The organism is Streptomyces sp. NPDC048483 (genome assembly GCF_040651455.1).
Taxonomy (GTDB): Bacteria; Actinomycetota; Actinomycetes; order Streptomycetales; family Streptomycetaceae; genus Streptomyces.
Genome location: NZ_JBEZJZ010000011.1, coordinates 43,655 through 60,115, shown reverse-complemented (window position 1 = coordinate 60,115; position 16,461 = coordinate 43,655). Strand labels below are relative to the sequence as shown.

At 69.8% G+C, this 16,461-nt stretch carries 16 protein-coding genes; 7 read left to right on the top strand and 9 right to left on the bottom strand.

The features are described 5' to 3' along the window. Positions 1-27: 27 nt before the first annotated feature. Complete coding sequence (locus tag AB0D04_RS08550; RefSeq protein WP_362700751.1) at positions 28-1,602, top strand: FAD-dependent monooxygenase; 1,575 nt, start codon at positions 28-30, stop codon at positions 1,600-1,602. Here the strand turns inward: AB0D04_RS08550 and AB0D04_RS08545 are convergent. Next, complete coding sequence (locus AB0D04_RS08545) at positions 1,599-2,213, bottom strand: helix-turn-helix domain-containing protein (protein WP_362700749.1); 615 nt, start codon at positions 2,211-2,213, stop codon at positions 1,599-1,601. The two genes, AB0D04_RS08550 and AB0D04_RS08545, sit on opposite strands and share 4 nt — an antisense overlap. Before the next feature lie 77 nt (positions 2,214-2,290). Here AB0D04_RS08545 and AB0D04_RS08540 point away from each other — a divergent pair, with 77 nt between their 5' ends. Next, positions 2,291-3,289: a DMT family transporter gene (locus AB0D04_RS08540; RefSeq protein WP_362700747.1), complete on the top strand. Its 999-nt coding sequence runs from the start codon at positions 2,291-2,293 to the stop codon at positions 3,287-3,289. 138 nt (positions 3,290-3,427) lie between these two features. On the opposite strand, the gene AB0D04_RS08535 is transcribed toward AB0D04_RS08540, so the two are convergent. Then, positions 3,428-4,669 (bottom strand): DUF1266 domain-containing protein, encoded by a 1,242-nt coding sequence (locus AB0D04_RS08535; protein WP_362700745.1) that lies wholly within the window; start codon positions 4,667-4,669, stop codon positions 3,428-3,430. A 181-nt stretch (positions 4,670-4,850) separates the two neighbouring features. On the opposite strand from AB0D04_RS08535, the gene AB0D04_RS08530 reads away from it, so the two are divergent. Next, positions 4,851-5,603 carry a type 1 glutamine amidotransferase gene (locus tag AB0D04_RS08530; RefSeq protein WP_362700743.1) on the top strand — a complete coding sequence of 251 codons (753 nt, stop codon included), beginning with the start codon at positions 4,851-4,853 and terminating at the stop codon, positions 5,601-5,603. A 37-nt stretch (positions 5,604-5,640) separates the two neighbouring features. Here the strand turns inward: AB0D04_RS08530 and AB0D04_RS08525 are convergent, their stop codons facing one another. Both AB0D04_RS08525 and AB0D04_RS08520 read right to left on the bottom strand, forming a co-directional pair. Continuing rightward, positions 5,641-5,841: a DUF397 domain-containing protein gene (locus AB0D04_RS08525; protein ID WP_362700741.1), complete on the bottom strand. Its 201-nt coding sequence runs from the start codon at positions 5,839-5,841 to the stop codon at positions 5,641-5,643. A gap of 10 nt (positions 5,842-5,851) precedes the next feature. Then, positions 5,852-6,703 (bottom strand): helix-turn-helix transcriptional regulator, encoded by an 852-nt coding sequence (locus AB0D04_RS08520; RefSeq protein ID WP_362700740.1) that lies wholly within the window; start codon positions 6,701-6,703, stop codon positions 5,852-5,854. A 262-nt stretch (positions 6,704-6,965) separates the two neighbouring features. Between AB0D04_RS08520 and AB0D04_RS08515 the strand changes: the two genes are divergently transcribed. Together AB0D04_RS08515 and AB0D04_RS08510 are read left to right on the top strand one after the other, a co-directional pair. Next, on the top strand, positions 6,966-7,448 hold the full coding sequence (locus AB0D04_RS08515) for an ATP-binding protein (protein ID WP_362700738.1): 483 nt from the start codon (positions 6,966-6,968) through the stop codon (positions 7,446-7,448). A gap of 132 nt (positions 7,449-7,580) precedes the next feature. Beyond that, on the top strand, positions 7,581-9,740 hold the full coding sequence (locus AB0D04_RS08510; RefSeq protein ID WP_362700736.1) for a hypothetical protein: 2,160 nt from the start codon (positions 7,581-7,583) through the stop codon (positions 9,738-9,740). Positions 9,741-9,826: 86 nt separating this feature from the next. Here AB0D04_RS08510 and AB0D04_RS08505 read toward each other — a convergent pair whose 3' ends face one another. Next, positions 9,827-11,224, bottom strand: coding sequence for a gluconate:H+ symporter (locus tag AB0D04_RS08505; protein ID WP_362700734.1), 1,398 nt, complete (start codon positions 11,222-11,224; stop codon positions 9,827-9,829). 58 nt (positions 11,225-11,282) lie between these two features. After that, complete coding sequence (locus tag AB0D04_RS08500) at positions 11,283-11,798, bottom strand: gluconokinase (protein ID WP_362700732.1); 516 nt, start codon at positions 11,796-11,798, stop codon at positions 11,283-11,285. 186 nt (positions 11,799-11,984) lie between these two features. On the opposite strand from AB0D04_RS08500, the gene AB0D04_RS08495 reads away from it, so the two are divergent. After that, positions 11,985-12,692: a FadR/GntR family transcriptional regulator gene (locus tag AB0D04_RS08495; RefSeq protein ID WP_362700730.1), complete on the top strand. Its 708-nt coding sequence runs from the start codon at positions 11,985-11,987 to the stop codon at positions 12,690-12,692. 37 nt (positions 12,693-12,729) lie between these two features. Here AB0D04_RS08495 and AB0D04_RS08490 read toward each other — a convergent pair whose 3' ends face one another. From AB0D04_RS08490 to AB0D04_RS08480, 3 genes are all read right to left on the bottom strand, one after another. Beyond that, positions 12,730-12,942: a hypothetical protein gene (locus tag AB0D04_RS08490; protein ID WP_362700728.1), complete on the bottom strand. Its 213-nt coding sequence runs from the start codon at positions 12,940-12,942 to the stop codon at positions 12,730-12,732. Between the two features lie 277 nt (positions 12,943-13,219). Then, positions 13,220-13,609 carry a hypothetical protein gene (locus tag AB0D04_RS08485; RefSeq protein ID WP_362700726.1) on the bottom strand — a complete coding sequence of 130 codons (390 nt, stop codon included), beginning with the start codon at positions 13,607-13,609 and terminating at the stop codon, positions 13,220-13,222. Between the two features lie 161 nt (positions 13,610-13,770). Continuing rightward, on the bottom strand, positions 13,771-15,369 hold the full coding sequence (locus tag AB0D04_RS08480) for a methylmalonyl-CoA mutase family protein (RefSeq protein WP_362700724.1): 1,599 nt from the start codon (positions 15,367-15,369) through the stop codon (positions 13,771-13,773). A 131-nt stretch (positions 15,370-15,500) separates the two neighbouring features. On the opposite strand from AB0D04_RS08480, the gene AB0D04_RS08475 reads away from it, so the two are divergent. After that, positions 15,501-16,346, top strand: coding sequence for a L,D-transpeptidase family protein (locus AB0D04_RS08475; RefSeq protein ID WP_362700722.1), 846 nt, complete (start codon positions 15,501-15,503; stop codon positions 16,344-16,346). Positions 16,347-16,461 lie beyond the last annotated feature (115 nt).

Here is a 16,461-nt window from a genome sequence, read left to right as displayed (position 1 = left end):
AACACCGTTAAGCACATCCTCGAAAGCATGGAACTTAACAACGTTAAGGACGGCGCCCGTGCCGATGTTACGAGCACCCCGGACACGGCCGTCGACGTACTGATCGCCGGCGCGGGCCCGACCGGCCTCGCCCTCGGCATCGACCTCGCCCGCCGCGGCGTCCGCGCCCTGATCGTCGAGCGCCAGGACCACCTCTCCCCCGGCGCCCGCGGCAACGGTCTTCAGCCGCGCACCCAGGAGGTCTACGAGGACCTCGGCGTACTGGAGGCCGTCCAGGCGGCCGGCGGGCTGTTCCCGGACTACGCCGTGTGGGAGGACGGCCGGATCGTGTCCACCGGGCAGATGATCGAGCGCGTCGACCCGACCCCGTCCACGCCGTACTCCAACGGCCTGCGGATCCCTCAGTGGCGCAATCTGGAACTGCTCCACGAACGCCTGCGGGAGCTGGGCGGCAGCGTCCTCTTCGGCGCCGAACTCACCTCATTCGACCAGGACCTGGACGCCGTACGGGCCCATCTCACCCTCGGCGACGGCAGCACGCGCACCATCGAGGCGCGCTATCTGGTCGCCGCGGACGGCGGACGCAGCACCGTACGCAAGGGGCTCGGCGTCGGCATGAGCGGCCCGGAGCTGCCGGAGGGCGTCATGGTGCTCGCCGACGTCCGGGTGGACGGCCTCGACCGCGACCACTGGCACCGCTGGATACACCCCAGCGGCGGCTTCGCCGCCATGCTCCCGCTGCCCCACACCGACCTCTTCCAGTGCATGGTCGCGGCGCCGGCACAGGAACCGGACACCGCGCCCGAGGCCGTCCGCGCCCTCCTCGCCGCCCACACCCACCTCGCCCCCGAGCAGATCCGCAAGGTCGTCTGGTCCTCGCTCTACCGCCCCAGGGCCGGGATGGCCGACCGCTACCGCATCGGCCGGATCTTCCTGGCCGGCGATGCGGCCCATGTCCACTCCCCCGCCGGCGGCCAGGGCCTGAACACCAGCGTCCAGGACGCCTACAACCTCGGCTGGAAGCTCGGCCAGGTCCTGCACCACGGCGCCCCCGACACCCTCCTCGACACCTACGAAACCGAACGCCGCCCGATCGCCACCCGCATCCTGGACACCAGCACCCGCCTGCACCGCTCCGGCACCCTGCGCCGGGGCCGCGACCTGCACCAACTCGACATCGGCTACCCGGACAGCCTCCTGACCCAGGAACTGCGCCCGGACGTCCCCGAGGACGCCCTCCACGCCGGCGACCGCGCCCCGGACGCCCCGTGCACCACGGCCGACGGCACCCCCACCCGCCTCTTCGAGGCCCTGCGCGGACCGCAGTTCACCGTCCTCGCCCTGGGTGACGTCGAACTTTCCTCCCTGGAGGGCGAGTTGGCAGGCAAGTTGGTCCACACCTACCGCGTGGGCGGCCCGACTCCCGACCTCCTCGACACGGACGGCCACGTCCGCGACGCGTACGGCTCCGGCCCCGCCGTCTTCCTCATCCGCCCCGACGGCTATCTGGCCGTCGCGGCACCGGCCGAGAAGGCCACGGAGCGCATCACCGACGCCCTGGACGCGTACATCGGCGCGGGCGCGGCCCAGCCGGTGCGCTAACGCGCAGCGGCACCCTCCACAAGCAGCTGCCGCGCATCTTCCCTGGCCTGGCCGATCGGGTCCGGGAAGATGCCCATCCCCTGGGCGACCAGCGCCCCTTCGTGCAACAGCATCAGCGACCGGCCCAGCCGCCCGGCCGCCTCCCGGTCCGGGACCAGGTCTGCGACGAGATCCGTGAACAGACCCAGCATCCACGCCTTCTGAGCGGTGATGATCCCGTACGCCGGATGGCCCGGATCGCTGATCTCCGCATGCGCGTTGACCATGCTGCACCCCTTGGCCTTCCGCTTCGCCGCCCACTCCCGCGCGGCCTCGAAGACCGCCAGCACCCCGGCCGCCGGATCAGGCCGGACGGCCTCGAGATACGGGGCGAGAAAGGCCCGCCAGCGCTCGTCCCGGTCCGCGAGGTACTCCACCACGATCTGCTCCTTGGAGCCGAAGCGGTCGTAGAGGGTCTTCTTCGTGACCCCGGCCTCGGCGGCGATCGTGTCGACCCCCACGGCATGAATGCCGCGCTCGTAGAACAGCCGCCCGGCAGCCTCCAGCGCGCGCCGTGCGGCGGGCGTCATGGTGACCCGGTGCGGTTGGTCCCGCTTCTCGGAAGTACCCATGGCAAGAAGTATACCGATCTGTATAGTATGGCTCCGAGTCGAGTAAACAGATCTGTCTACTTTCGGGGGAGCGAGGTATGAGCAGCGCCCTGTCCATCGCCTTCGTGCTCAGCTGGAGCTCCGGATTCATCGGGGCCAAGCTGGGCGCGGGCAGCGCGTCCGCCATCACGATCCTGATGTGGCGGTTCGTGCCGCTGGCCGTCGCACTGATCGCCGTCGCGGCCACCGCCGCCCGCGCGTCCTGGCGGGGGCTCGCTGTGCGGGACGTGGCCCGGCAGGCACTCATCGGCGCGCTGTCGCAGAGCGGATACCTGCTGACCGTCTACTACGCGATCCAGCTCGGCGTCTCCAGCGGCACCACGGCCCTGATCGACGGCACCCAGCCGCTGGTGGCCGGCGCGCTGGCCGGGCCGCTGCCGGGTCAGTACGTCTCACGCCGCCAGTGGTACGGCCTCGGCCTGGGCGCGAGCGGGGTCGCGATCGTCACGGCGGCCGACGCCACGGCCCCTACGGGGACAGAGGTGGCCTGGTGGGCCTACCTCGTCCCGTTCCTCGGCATGTTCGCGCTGGTGGCGGCCACCTTCCTGGAAGGCCGCAGCCGCCGTCGCGTACCGCCCGCCGTCTCCATGACCGTCCACTGCACCACCAGCGCCGCCCTCTTCACCGCCCTCGCGCTGCTCACGGGCGCCGCGACGCCGCCCGCCGCACCGTCCTTCTGGGCGGCGATCGGCTGGCTCGTGGTCCTGTCGACCCTCGGCGGCTACGGACTGTACTGGCTCGTCCTGCGCCGCTCGGGCGTCACCAAGGTGAACACGCTGATGTTCCTGATGGCACCGGTGACGTCGGTATGGGGAGCCGTGATGTTCGGCGAACCATTCGGCACCCAAACCGCGTTGGGCCTGGCCGTCTGCCTCGGTGCGGTGGTCGTCGTACACCGGGGTGGCCGCCCCACCCGTACGGCCACCCCATGCGCACCGGCTGCACCGGCGGCGATGCGCGCGTACGACCTCGCGGCAAGGACGGGCTCCGACATCGATCGATCAAGCGAAGCCCGAAGCGCCTCCTGCGGCCCATGAATTGCACCCACTGCGGCGCACCGGGCCGCCCCAGGGCCCTCCCCGGCGGCCCTGCTACCCCTGCCGAGCCGAAGCCTCACCCCACCACCCGACGGAAGGGATCGCACGCGGTGGCGGCTCCGGCGCCGGACCACGCGCTCAGCGGCCGGCAGCCGCCACCTCAGCCGACTCCCCCCGCTCCCCGGACCAGGGAATGTTGAGCCACGGGCTACCCGGATCCGACATCAACATCCGATACACATCCACCATGTCGGTGAACCAGCTGCCGAACCGTTCCTTGTCGAAATGCAGACACCGGCCGAGTACGAACCCCAGCCCGAAATCCGCCCAAGAGCTGTACGCCGCCCGACTCAGCTCCGCGGTCCGCACCAGCCTCTGTTCCGTCTCCCCGATGTCACAGAACCGAGCACCGAGCCCCCATCGCGCCATATTCGAGGCGCGTCCCAGATACCAGGCCCGCACCGACGACACGCACTGGTCCTCGGCCAATATCCCATCGGCCCGGAACCGTGCCTCGTACCGCAGGATCTTCCCAATGATCCCGCCGGCCTTCTTGATGCCCTTCTCACTCTCCCCCTCCGCACGCAGAATCTGCTCCGTCGCAGACCGCCACGTCACAGCATCCACCGGCCGCCCCGCCGCCTTCGTGGCCCCTTGTCGCACCATGAGCACAAACTCCCAATAGGAGTTCCCCACCTCGGGGCTGAGCAATGCTTCCTGCTGCTCCAGCCAGCCCGCTCGGCTCTCGATGCCCCACCACGTCTTCAGCGATTCCTTCTCGCCCCGGTATCCCGCGCCATGCCAATTGACCATGTTCCACGGGAACCCGTTGTTGATGCACAACTGCGCACCACAGGCCAGCCCTTGAGCCAGCAGACCATGCGTCGGTCCCGTACGGACGGCTCGCAGCCGCTTGGTCTGATCGGACGTCTTGACCCGCTGCTCATGCGTACGCCACAGCTGCGGGTTCGGCGGAAAGTACCCTTCACACGGCGTACCCGGATTGACCGCGAGCCACCAGCCTTCCTCGGCCAGCCATTCCCCGAGCTGATGCAGATACGGACTGTGGAACACGACATCGGCACTCGGTACGGGCAGCATCCCCTCCGTCACCACGGTCAGGCACCACTGCCCGATCGCCGGATTCCACCACGGCGAACCTATTCCTGATTCCCCGTACCCCGCGTCCACTTCACGCCGCCCATCCGCCAGAAACACATGAGTGGCAGCCAGGACATCAAAGTAAGCCGCCCAGTCCCCTCGCGCCCGAGCCTCCGACAGGCCCTGTTCCACATCCGTAGCCGGCACCCACGGAACCCCCACCCCGTTCACCCTGACTTTCCCCATCTCATCGAATACGTGGTCCGGTGCAGTGATCAACCATCGAGCCTACCCATCCCGCGCAGCCTGCGGCCGCCTACGCCCTCGGCGCATCCATGCTGCGATCCCAGCACGTGGTTCGGGCCGCTCTGGCAGAGTCGTCGCCTGGCCGGAGCGGACCCGCCCCACCGGGCTACGGTGTACACGCCCCCCGTTCTCAGCTCCACGGAAGAGACACGCCATGCCCGCCCGCACCGTCCTGATCCTTCAGCATGTCGACGTCGAAAAGCCCGGCATGATCCTGGACGCGCTGGAGGGCAGCGGCCTGGACATCGTCATCCGGAATCTGCTCGATGCCCCCGGTACCACGGCGACCGACCTGCCGCCGGTGTCCGATCTGGCGGGCCTGGTCGTCATGGGCGGCCCCATGAACGCCGACGACCTGACCGGCCACCCCGCGCTGAAGCTGGAGCGGGACCTTCTGACCCACGCGTTGCGGGCAGAGCTCCCGACGCTGGGTGTGTGTCTGGGTGCCCAACTCCTCGCCCGTGCCCACGGTCTCGCCGTCCGGCCGGGGGCCGAGCTCGGACGGCCGCTCGAGATCGGCTGGTCGCCGCTGCATGATGTGGAGCGCACCGACCCGGTCGTCGGCCCGCTGGCCGACGCCCCCGGCGTGCTCCACTGGCACGGCGACCGCATCATCCCGGCTCCCGGCGCCCAGGTGCTGGCCCGCACCGACACGACCGAGTGCCAGGCGTTCCGCGTCGGCCCGGCCGCCTGGGGTCTGCAGTTCCACCTGGAGGTCACCCCGGCCCTGCTGGACGACTGGCTCGCCGAGCCGCCCTTCGTCGCCGAGGCCGGGAAGGCCCTCGGCCCCGACGCGACGGCCATGCTGCGCGCCGACGCCCGCGCCATGGCCCCGGCCCTGCGCCCTTTGGCCGAGCGGAGCCTGGCCCACCTCCGCACCCTCTTCCTCGAACGCGCCGCCCGCTGACGGCGGACATGACGGGCAACGATGAGGATGCGGCCCCTCAGCCGGCCGCGTCCCCTACCGCCGCTCCGGCCTTCACGCCGAGGATCAGCCCGCGCAGCGCGCCCCGGCCGGTCATGATGACCTCGGCCGGGGCGTCACTTTCCCGGAGGGCGATGGCGTTGTCGGTTGCGGCGATCTCGACACAGGCGTTGCCGGCAGCCTCGGAGAACGAGGACTTGAGCCATATTCCCTCGGCCAAGGCGGCCCCCTCACAGATGTTTGACGATGTCGAGGATGTGGTCCCTGGACTGCGTTGGATTCAACGCCACCCGTTCGGTCAAGTCCAGCCGTCGCCGAAAGTTGGCCAGCTGAGTTGGCGAGTCGAAGAACACCGCGCCGATCGGCGCATCCACTTCCACGGTATCCAGGTGCGGGTTGGCTGCCGTGGCGTACATCACCGTGTCTCCGGCCATGGGAAATCCGCCGGCCGCAAAGGGGATCACGAGCAGCCGTACGTTAGGCCGCTCACTCTCTTCGAGAAGGCGGTTCAGCTGGGCCCTGGCAACCTTGCATCCCCCGATCTGGATCCGGAGGGCCGCTTCATGGACCAACCCCATGTACGGCACGTGTGGGTCGTGAGCGACCACGACGTGGCGGGCAAGCCGCTGGGCAACCCGCAATTCGACCTCCAGCCTGGGCAGGACCGGAACGAAGAGATCGAACAGCGCCCGAGCGTGGTCCTCCGTCTGAAAAAGGCCAGGAATATGGGCCGTTTGGAGTGTCCGCAGGCTCGTGGCGTAGTGCTCCAGCTCCGCCACGTCCAGGAAGTCCGGCGGAATTTTGCCGCGGTACTCCTCCCACCAGCCTCTCGCCCGGCCTCCAGTCATCGAAGCAAGAGCATCAATCAGCCCAGGGTCATTGCATTCGTAGATGCTCGTCAGGCGACGCAAGCGCTCCTCACTGATGCCGAACCGGCCCGACTCGATGTTGGAGATCATCGTGCGGTCAGCCCCGAGTCGCTCTCCCGCTATAGGGGCTGACATGCCGACGGCCTCGCGCAGTCGACGAAGCTCCGCACCGAAGCGGCGCTGACGGATCGTGGGGGCTTGACGCGGTGCCATGGGCTCAACTCCTCGCTCGCGCACACAGTTTGTCGATGCCGGCCGTTGCATGTCCATCAGAGAGGTGAGTAATACCCGTTTGAGTGAGTTAGGTAGCACGTGTTGTATTCACGGCGTTACGGTGTGGCTCACGTCACTCACTCATCGATGCCACACGCCGGAAGCGCACCGCGCGTCACCGCGGCAATGCCACCGCCACGGCATCGGAGAGCGACTGACCCGCCGGTCCGTACATCCTTCGCGCCACACATGGAGGTGCCGCGTGAATTCCCACCCGTACGCCCAGGACCCCGACTTCGCCCCCATCCCCCTCGCCTTCGCCGAACCGTGGGAGTACGAACTCGCCTTCCCCCGGGATCCCCGCGGGCCCGGCATTGCCCGGACGACCCTGCGGGCGGTACTGACCGCGCACCGCTTGGACGAACTCGCCGACCGGGCCGAACTGTTGACCTCCGAGCTGGCCACCAACTCAATCCGGCATGCCAAGGGCCCCGCCTCCGTCCGCCTCCGCTGGACGCACCCCGTGCTGCGGGTCAGCGTGACGGACACGTCCCCGTACCTGCCGCTCTTTCTGGCGCCGCCCACGCCGGAAGCGGAGGACGGGCGGGGGCTGTTCATCCTCGATCTGGTCTCCGACGAGTGGGGCGGCTGTGCGCTCGGCGACTCGCTGCTGGGGCCGGGCGGCAAGACCGTCTGGTTCGAGCTGGCGGTGCACCCCGCGCCGCCACCCTCGCTGGCCGCGTAAACGCGCCGCGCCCGCCGCGCCCGCCGTGCCTGCCGTTCCCGCCGTGCGAACGCCGGCACCCGGCACTGTCAGTGGCCGCACGTAGCGTGGTGACCACGCACATCGCAGCGGGGCGAACGGGGAGGACGACGCATGGGACTGCGCGTCAAAAAAGACGGGTACAGCGCGGAGCTGACGGATGATCTGGCGATCGTCTACCGCAATCCGCAGGGACGGAAGCTCAAGCAGTTCCCCCACCGGATTGCCGGAGCGCCGGGGCTCGAGGCCCTGTCCGGCGCGTGTGAGCATCTGCGAAGGCAGCGCACGGCATGCCGCGACCAGGGCCGGGAGTGGGCGTCGGCGGGAGCGAGCGTCCCCCGTGCCCTGGCCGAGGCCGATCCCCTGTGGCGGAAGGCGCTGGCGGACGAAGGTGTCGCGCTCACCGATGAGCTGGGGGAAGGCGGGCTGTTCGCCCGTACCTACGTCGGGTTCGACGGGCACACGCTGACCCAGCTGCTCCCCGAGGCGCTGATTCCCTACCGCGACCTGCTGATGCGCGCGGAGCACTGGGAGCCGGACGGTCTCTTCTCCACCGGTATACCGGACCCGTCCGGCGATGAACTTCCCTTTCCGGAAAGGGTCATTGCCGCTCATCCCGGCAGTGAGGAGCTGTCCGTCCGGAAGATCCTCGCCCTGGAGGAGGAGACGTTCGGCTGGGATGACGTCTACTCCAAGAAGGACATCGATGCCGTTCTCAAGGAAGTGGAGCAGGCCGATCCCGCGCTGCTGAGCACTCTCCTCGACGAGATGGCCGACCTCGCCCTGCAGGAGAAGGACGAGGACACGGCCGCCGCCTGGTTCGGGCGCGCCCGTAAGGCCGGGCGCCTGGGAGCGCGCATGGTCGACAAGGAGTGGCTGTACGGCCGCTACCTCACGTATGCCGGGGAGGACGCCCTCTCCGCCACGGCCCTGAGGGACTGGGCACGCGAGCTGGCCGTCAAGGGGGTGGCGACGGAGGCGGACCTCGTCCGCTTCCGCACGGTGGCGCTGCGCCGCGTGGCGGCCTCCGGGAAGTCGTCGGCGTACCGCCTCCAGGTGCCCGTCGGCGTGTATCCGCAGCTTGCCGCCGACGTCCGCAAGATCGCCAGAGCCGCCGGCCTGGATCCGGAGGAGGAACTGGCCACACTGCTGAAGGGCATCTTCGCGGCCGAACGGTGGGTGTCGCTGGACGACGAGAAGTTCTGGATCAACTGCCTCAAGGGCCGGGCCATGGACCTGCTGGGCGACCACGGCGCCCAGGCGGCCCGCCAGGTGCTGGAGCTGCGTCCTCGCCAGTTCACCGACGGCCTCGAGGTGTGGCCGCAGCTGCTGGCACGCACCGGCGCGCTGGCCCAGCTCACCGGCGAGACCCCTGGCTTGCCCGACGGCGCGGCCGCCGCCTGGCTGACCGGCTGCGTAGGGAGCAACAGCCTCCGGAGCGACGGACTCTGGCCCGCCCTGTACGAGCTGGCCGAAAAGATCGCACCCCGGCTGGCCGCCGACGGCGTCCCCGTGGAGTTCCGCTACTGCCGGTCGGGCAGACGGAATGCCGGAACGACGCCGCTCGATCTGATCGACCTGCTGCTGGAGCACGGCGTTCCGGTGGCGGACCCGCCGGAGTTCCTCGGGCCGTCCCCTCTGGAGGATCTCCGTCTCGAGCGCCGGCCGAAGCTGGAACATCTGCGGGCCGACGAGCGCTTCGCCCGCGAGCTGCGCGCTCGGCTGCGCGCCAACCTGGACATGCGCAGCAAGGACTTCGCAGGGACCAACTGCTGGTATCAGCCGCACGGGACCAATGGCTGGCAGCAGATCCCGCAGCTGTTCGACAACCCGATCGGTCACGAAGAGCTGCGTGCCTGGTGCGACCGCGAGCGCGCAAGGCTGCGCGCGGGCGTGAACCTGAACGAACTGGTCAGGCTGCTCAGCCGCTTCGTCCATGTGGGTGTGGCGGTGGACCTCCTGCTCAAGGACGCCGAGGCGGCGCGGGAGTTCGCTGCGGTGGACGTCATCGCGCTGCTGATGGCCGAGATGCCGGAGGGCGTCTCACGCGCGGAGGCGTCGGAGCGACTGGAGAAGGTCCGCCCCGGCCACCACTCGGCGGGCGAGGGCGTAACCGTCCGTCGCATCCGCGCAACGCTGCAGCGGCTGCGCGAGCCGACGACCGACTCCTGCTCCCATGCCCTGGCCATGGCCACCAACTGCCGGGTGGGCCTGGAGCGGCTGGTCCGCCGCTTCACCCCTGCCCAGGTCCCGGAGTCCCGTCCGGGCGGGTGATCCGGCGCGAGCCGGCCCCGTCGCCTCCCAGCGGGCGCAAGGCGACGGGGCTTCGGGCTCACCGCGCCCTCAGGCTCAGCCCGGGGCTAGACAACCAACGACAACAGCAACACGCACCCGATCCCGACGACCGAGATCAGCGTCTCCATCACCGACCAGGTCTTCAGGGTCTGGCCGACGCTCATCCCGAAGTACTCCTTGACCATCCAGAACCCGGCGTCATTGACATGGCTGAAGAACAGCGAGCCACAGCCGATGGCCAGGACCAGCAGGGCGCCGTGGGTGGTGGACATGTCCGCGGCCAGCGGGGCCACGAGGCCGGCGGCGGAGATGGTGGCCACCGTGGCGGAGCCGGTCGCGAGGCGGATGATGACGGCGATCAGCCAGGCCAGCAGCAGGGCCGAGATATGCCAGCCCTTGGAGATTTCGAGGATCATCTGGCCGACGCCCGCGTCGATCAGCGTCTGCTTGAAGCCGCCGCCCGCGCCGACGATCAGCAGCACGCCGGCGATCGGGGCGAGCGACTTCTCAACGGTGGTGGCGATCCGGCCCTTGGTGAATCCGGCCGCGCGGCCGAGCGTGAACATCGCGACGATGACGGCGGTGAGGAGGGCGATCAGCGGGGAGCCGACGACGTCGAAGATGCGCTGGACGGTGTGCTCCGGGTCGTCGACGACGATGTCGACCAGGGCCTTGGCCAGCATCATGACGACGGGGAGCAGGACGGTGGCGACGGTGACGGCGAAGCCGGGACGCTTCTCCAGGTCATCGGACGTCCGCTCGGGGACCATCGTCTCCGGCGGGCGGATGTCCACCCACCGGGCCGCATACCGCGAGAAGACCGGGCCCGCGATGATCGCGGTGGGGACGGCGACGACGACGCCGAGCGCCAGCGTGACGCCGAGGTTCGCGTGGACCGCGTCGATGGCGGCCAGAGGGCCGGGGTGCGGCGGGATCAGGCCGTGCATGACGGACAGGCCGGCCAGCGCCGGGATGCCGATCCGCATCAGGGAGAAGTTGCCGCGCTTCGCGACCAGGAGCACCACGGGGATCAGAAGCACGATGCCGACCTCGAAGAAGATCGGCAGGCCGATGATGCCGGCGATCAGCACCATCGCCCAGGGCATGGACCGCCTGCTCGCCTTCGCCAGGATCGTGTCGACGATCTGGTCCGCGCCGCCGGAGTCGGCGAGCAGTTTGCCGAGGATGGCGCCGAGGGCGATGAGGACTCCCGTGCCCGCGACCGTCGTGCCCAGCCCCGTCGAGAAGCTGGCTATGGCCTTGTCGAGCGGCGCCCCCGCCACCGCGCCGAGCACCAGCGAGCCGACGATCAGCGACAGGAAGGCGTGCAGCTTGAACTTGGTGATGAGCAGGACGATGACGGCTATGCCGGCCAGGACGGCGATGCCCAGCTGTGCGTGACCGGCCGAGGTGATGGGCTCGGTCACGTCCGCTGCGAGCATCTCGGCGCTGAGATGTGTCACGGCGATTCCCTACGGTTCGGGGGATTCCCTTGATGGGGGACGGGGGCGGCCGCCCCCGTCAGGCGGCCGGTTCGAGGTGGTGCAGGGCGGCCACGGCGCGGTCGGCGATCTGCTCGGGCGTACCGGAGACGTCGACCGCGACGCCGGCCTCGTCCGCGCCGAGCGGTTCGAGCGTGGCGAACTGCGAGTCCAGCAGCGCGGTCGGCATGAAGTGGCCCTGGCGGTCGGCCATCCGCGACTCGATCAGCGCTCGGTCCCCGGTGAGGTGCAGAAAGACGACCTCAGGGGCGGCGGCGCGCAGCCGGTCGCGGTAGGCGCGCTTGAGGGCGGAGCTGCTGACGACGCCGCCGCGCCCGGCCCGGCCATGGGCCCAGGCGCCGATGGCATCCAGCCACGGCCGGCGGTCGTCGTCATCCAGCGGGATCCCGGCCGACATCTTGGCGATGCTGGCCGGCGGGTGGAAGTCGTCGCCCTCGGCGTACGGGACGCCCAGTGCGGCGGCCACCAGCGGCCCGATCGTCGTCTTGCCGGTGCCGGCCACGCCCATCACGACGATCACGTGGGGGGTGCTCATGCCGCTTACCTCGCTGTCCGCGCTGTCCTCATTGACCGCCGCAGACCTCGCACGTGGCGCAAAACCCACTGTGTACGTGGCCTGAAGCCAGCCCCCACTGAAACGCATTGAGTACGACGTATTCAAGAGGTTGTGATCTAAAAGTCATACTTAATTGGCCGGGACCCGGGAACGTAGGCTTGGCCCATGGAAAACGAGGGGCTGGGGAAGGGGCTGCACGCCCGCGTACTGGAGTCCCTTGGGCCCGCGATCACCGCGGGCGACTACCCCCCGGGCACGGTCCTGCGCACCGATGAGCTGGAGCGGCGCTTCGATGTCTCGCGGACGGTGATCCGCGAGGCGATCCGCGTACTGGAGTCCATGCAGCTGGTCGCCTCCCGGCGGCGGGTCGGGGTGACCGTGCGCCCGATGGAGGAGTGGAACGTCTACGATCCGCGGGTGATCGGCTGGCGGCTGGCCGGCCGCGACCGGCCCCGGCAGCTGCGCTCGCTGACCGTACTGCGCTCCGCCGTCGAACCGGTCGCCGCGGGCCTGGCCGCCACCCACGCCACCCCCGGGCAGTGCGCCGAGCTCACCGAACACGCCATGGGCATGGTGGCCACCTCACGCGGCCAGCAGCTCGACGCCTACCTCGTCCACGACATGGCCTTCCACCGGGTGATCCTGACCGCCTCCGGCAACGAGATGTTCGCCCGCCTCGCCGATGTCGTCGCCGCGGTCCTGACCGGCCGCACCCAGCACCACGTCATGTTCACCGACCCCGACCCGGCCGCGGTGACCCTGCACGTCCAGGTGGCGGAGGCGGTACGCACCGGCGACGCGGCGCGGGCCGAGTCGCTGACGCGGGAGATCACGACCGGCGCGATGGCCGAACTGGACGTCCTGGCACCGTAGTCGGGGCCATGGACGTGCTTCGGGGCTCTTCGGGCCCTCAGAACAACGGCTGCTGACCCGGCATCGGCGGCTCCTCCGGGTCGAACAGCTTCTCCGCCGGCGCCATCATCGGCGCCATCCGCCGCGACCCCGGACACGAGATCAGCTCGATGCCCGTACGGCGCCCCGGCGGGTCATGACGGGCGAAGCGGCCGCCGACAACGGCGATCTCTCGGGTGCAGATGGGGCACGCACGGCGGGGTGACGACATGGCACCAGTGTGACGGACCCGCTGTCAGTGCCCTTTGCCAGCCCGCCGCTCATGACCATCGACGACGAGGCGCTGGTGCGCTGGGCCTGCGATCAATGGTTCGGGACCACCGACGGATGCGGGCTGGGCGGCGCGCCGACGCTCACCACCTGCGCGCACGGCGAGGAGGTGAGCGTCATCGATCTCGCCGAGCACTTCGACCAGGGCGTCGGCATCGTCTTCGGACGCCCTCGGCCCAGTGCGCCGACAGCCCGCATCATCTGCGGGGAGGCGCAGCTCAGCTGCCGCCGAAGAGGCCGCCGATCCCGCCGGCAGCGTCGCTGCCCGTTCCGCTGCCGCCCATCCCGTTGGCGCCCATCCTGCTGGCGCCGTCCGTTCCGCTGCCGCTCATGCCGTTGGCGCCGCCCATCCCGCTGTCGCTCATGCCGCTGGCGCCGCTCATGCCGTTGCCGTTCATGCCGTTGCTGTTCGCGCCGCCGGACATGCCGGAGAAATCGCGGCCCGCCCCTGGCGAACTTCCCCCCATGGGGGAACCGGAGACGTCCGAGCCGAGGCCCGAACCGGAGTTGGCGGAGCCCTGGCCGTCGTCGGCGACGGCGGCGCCGACGCTGCCGAGCAGGGCAGCAGAGGCCAGGGTCACTGCACAGAGCGCTGTACGGATACGCATGAATACTCCTGAAAGCCGAGAGACAGTGATCAGCCTCTGTACTTCCCGTGACCGCCCCTGCGCAGCGATGCTCGCGGAAAGATCACCTCACTGGCTCCCCCTACCGCCCGACCGCGCCCACCGCATTCGCCGGCGCGCTCACCGGTCAGCGGGGGGCAACTTCAGAACGCGTCGGTGGGCACGTACGTCCCCCACACCCCCCGCAACGCCTCGCACACTTCCCCCACCGTGGCCTTGGCCCGGAGGGCATCGCGCATCGGATACAGCACATTCTCCGTCCCCTCGGCCGCCTTCCGCAGGTCGTCGAGGGCCGTCGACACCACACGAGCGTTACGGCGCGCCCGCAGCGTCGCCAGTCGTTCCACCTGCTGGGCCTCGATCGCCGGGTCGACCCGCAGGGGCTCGTACGGCTCCTCCTCGTCGAGCCGGAAACGGTTGACGCCGACCACGACCCGCTCACCGTCATCGGTCTCGCGCGCGATGCGATACGCGTTCCGCTCGATCTCGCCCTTCTGGAAGCCCTGCTCGATGGCGGTCACCGCACCGCCCAAGTCCTCGACCCGTCGCATGAGTTCCACGGCCGCGGCCTCCACATCGTCGGTCATCGACTCGACGACATAGGAGCCGGCGAACGGGTCGACGGTGGCCGTGACGTCGGTCTCGTACGCCAGCACCTGCTGCGTGCGCAGGGCGAGCCGGGCCGCCTTGTCGGTGGGCAGGGCGATGGCCTCGTCGAAGGAGTTGGTGTGGAGGGACTGGGTGCCGCCGAGTACCGCGGCCAGGCCCTGGATGGTGACCCGGGCGAGGTTGACCTCCGGCTGCTGGGCGGTGAGCTGCACCCCGGCGGTCTGGGTGTGGAAGCGCAGCATGAGGGATTTGGGATTCCGCGCGCCGAATTCATCACGCATGACGCGGGCCCAGATCCGGCGCGCGGCACGGAACTTGGCGACTTCCTCAAGGAGCGTCGTACGGGAGACGAAGAAGAAGGACAGGCGCGGAGCGAAGTCGTCGATGTCCATGCCGGCGGCGAGCGCGGTACGGACGTAGGCGATGCCGTTGGCGAGGGTGAAGGCGATCTCCTGCGCGGGCGAGGCGCCGGCCTCGGCCATGTGGTAGCCGGAGATGGAGATGGTGTTCCACTTGGGGATCTCGGCCCGGCAGTACCGGAAGGTGTCCGCGACCAGGCGGAGGGAGGGCTTCGGCGGGAAGATGTACGTTCCCCGGGCGATGTATTCCTTCAGGATGTCGTTCTGGATCGTGCCCGTGAGGTGACGTCCCGCCACGCCCTCTTCCTCGCCGACCAGTTGGTAAAGGAGGAGCAGGAGCGCGGCCGGGGCGTTGATGGTCATCGATGTCGAGACCTTGTCGAGCGGAATGCCGCCGAACAGCACCCGCATGTCGTCGACGGAGTCGATGGCCACCCCGACCTTGCCGACCTCGCCGGAGGCAATCGGCGTGTCGGAGTCGTGGCCCATCTGGGTCGGCAGATCGAAGGCGACCGAGAGACCGGTGGTGCCGTGGGCGATCAGCTGCCGGTAGCGGGCATTGGACTCGCGGGCGGTGCCGAAGCCGGCGTACTGACGCATCGTCCAGGGGCGGCCGGTGTACATCGACGGGTAGACACCACGGGTGTACGGATACTCGCCGGGCGCGCCCAGCTGCCGTTCCGGGTCCCAGCCGGTGAGCGCCTGCGGCCCGTAGACGGGCTCGATGGGCAGGCCGCTCTCGTTGTATCGGACACTGCCCGACTCGCGCGCCATGGCTGTACGCCTCCCACTGGGTGATCGGCATCCGTTTTACGCCTTCTGCACAGCATGCCCCAGGTTCGCCGCGCTGCAGCTTGGGGAACATGAACGGTGGTCGGTGCGGCCGGTGGCATCCGGGAGTGGGCATGCGACGGAAGACGAAGCGCGGAAGACCTGCGGCGGCTGCGGCGCTGCTGGTGGCCCTGGTGGTGGCGGCCGGGACGGGCTGCCGGCCGGTGACGGTCACCGGCGCGGGAACGGGCGCTTCGGCCACCGGCGGACGGCAGCTGCCCACGGCTCCCGTCACCCCGCCCCGCAGCCACGCCAAGCCCCCCTCCCCCACCCATCACGGCCGCACCCACCGGCCGGTGATGGCACCCGGCGCGTACGGCGGCCGCGTCCGGGAACTGCAGGCGCGGCTGACCCAGCTGGGCGTTTTCGGCCGGTCCCCGACGGGCTACTACGGCTCGGTCACCACCGCCGCGGTCCGCGCGTTCCAGAGGCGGCAGCGGCTGCCCCGTACGGGAACGGTGCAGCCCGCCACCTGGAACGCACTCCGGTCGCGTACCCACCAGCCGTCACGCGATGAGCTCCGCCCGCCGACCAGCAGGCCGATCGTCGCGCCCGACCGGCGCTGTCTGAAGGGCCGGGTGATCTGCATCAGCAAGAAGAGCGGCACGCTGGCGTGGATGGTGAACGGCACGGTGGTCTCGGCGATGGACGTCCGCTTCGGATCGCAGTTCACGCCGACCCGCGAGGGCACGTTCCGCATCACGTTCAAGAGCCGGCGCCATGTCTCGACGATCTATCACACGGCGATGCCGTATGCGATGTTCTTCAGCGGCGGCCAGGCGGTGCACTATTCGGCCGATTTCGCCGCCCGCGGATACCGCGGCGCCTCCCACGGCTGCGTCAATGTCCGGGACAAGGCGAGGATCGCAGCACTTTTCGGTGCAGTGGGCAAGGGCACGAGAGTGGTCGTTCACCACTAGCCCGCACCCATTCCCCCGGCGAACCCAAATCTCTGACCGAAGCGAAAATTGAGCAACCCCCACCCACCGCAACCACATCCGCGAGAGCGGCGCCGGCTTAGGCGCAAAGAGAGGG

What these genes read in the sequence shown, in the direction of transcription:
- AB0D04_RS08550 (WP_362700751.1), top strand. Translation starts at nt 28, where the DNA reads ATGGAACTTAACAACGTTAAGGACGGCGCCCGTGCCGATGTTACGAGC.
- AB0D04_RS08545 (WP_362700749.1), bottom strand. Translation starts at nt 2,213, where the DNA reads ATGGGTACTTCCGAGAAGCGGGACCAACCGCACCGGGTCACCATGACG.
- AB0D04_RS08540 (WP_362700747.1), top strand. Translation starts at nt 2,291, where the DNA reads ATGAGCAGCGCCCTGTCCATCGCCTTCGTGCTCAGCTGGAGCTCCGGA.
- AB0D04_RS08530 (WP_362700743.1), top strand. Translation starts at nt 4,851, where the DNA reads ATGCCCGCCCGCACCGTCCTGATCCTTCAGCATGTCGACGTCGAAAAG.
- AB0D04_RS08520 (WP_362700740.1), bottom strand. Translation starts at nt 6,703, where the DNA reads ATGGCACCGCGTCAAGCCCCCACGATCCGTCAGCGCCGCTTCGGTGCG.
- AB0D04_RS08510 (WP_362700736.1), top strand. Translation starts at nt 7,581, where the DNA reads ATGGGACTGCGCGTCAAAAAAGACGGGTACAGCGCGGAGCTGACGGAT.
- AB0D04_RS08500 (WP_362700732.1), bottom strand. Translation starts at nt 11,798, where the DNA reads ATGAGCACCCCCCACGTGATCGTCGTGATGGGCGTGGCCGGCACCGGC.
- AB0D04_RS08495 (WP_362700730.1), top strand. Translation starts at nt 11,985, where the DNA reads ATGGAAAACGAGGGGCTGGGGAAGGGGCTGCACGCCCGCGTACTGGAG.
- AB0D04_RS08490 (WP_362700728.1), bottom strand. Translation starts at nt 12,942, where the DNA reads ATGTCGTCACCCCGCCGTGCGTGCCCCATCTGCACCCGAGAGATCGCC.
- AB0D04_RS08485 (WP_362700726.1), bottom strand. Translation starts at nt 13,609, where the DNA reads ATGCGTATCCGTACAGCGCTCTGTGCAGTGACCCTGGCCTCTGCTGCC.
- AB0D04_RS08480 (WP_362700724.1), bottom strand. Translation starts at nt 15,369, where the DNA reads ATGGCGCGCGAGTCGGGCAGTGTCCGATACAACGAGAGCGGCCTGCCC.
- AB0D04_RS08475 (WP_362700722.1), top strand. Translation starts at nt 15,501, where the DNA reads ATGCGACGGAAGACGAAGCGCGGAAGACCTGCGGCGGCTGCGGCGCTG.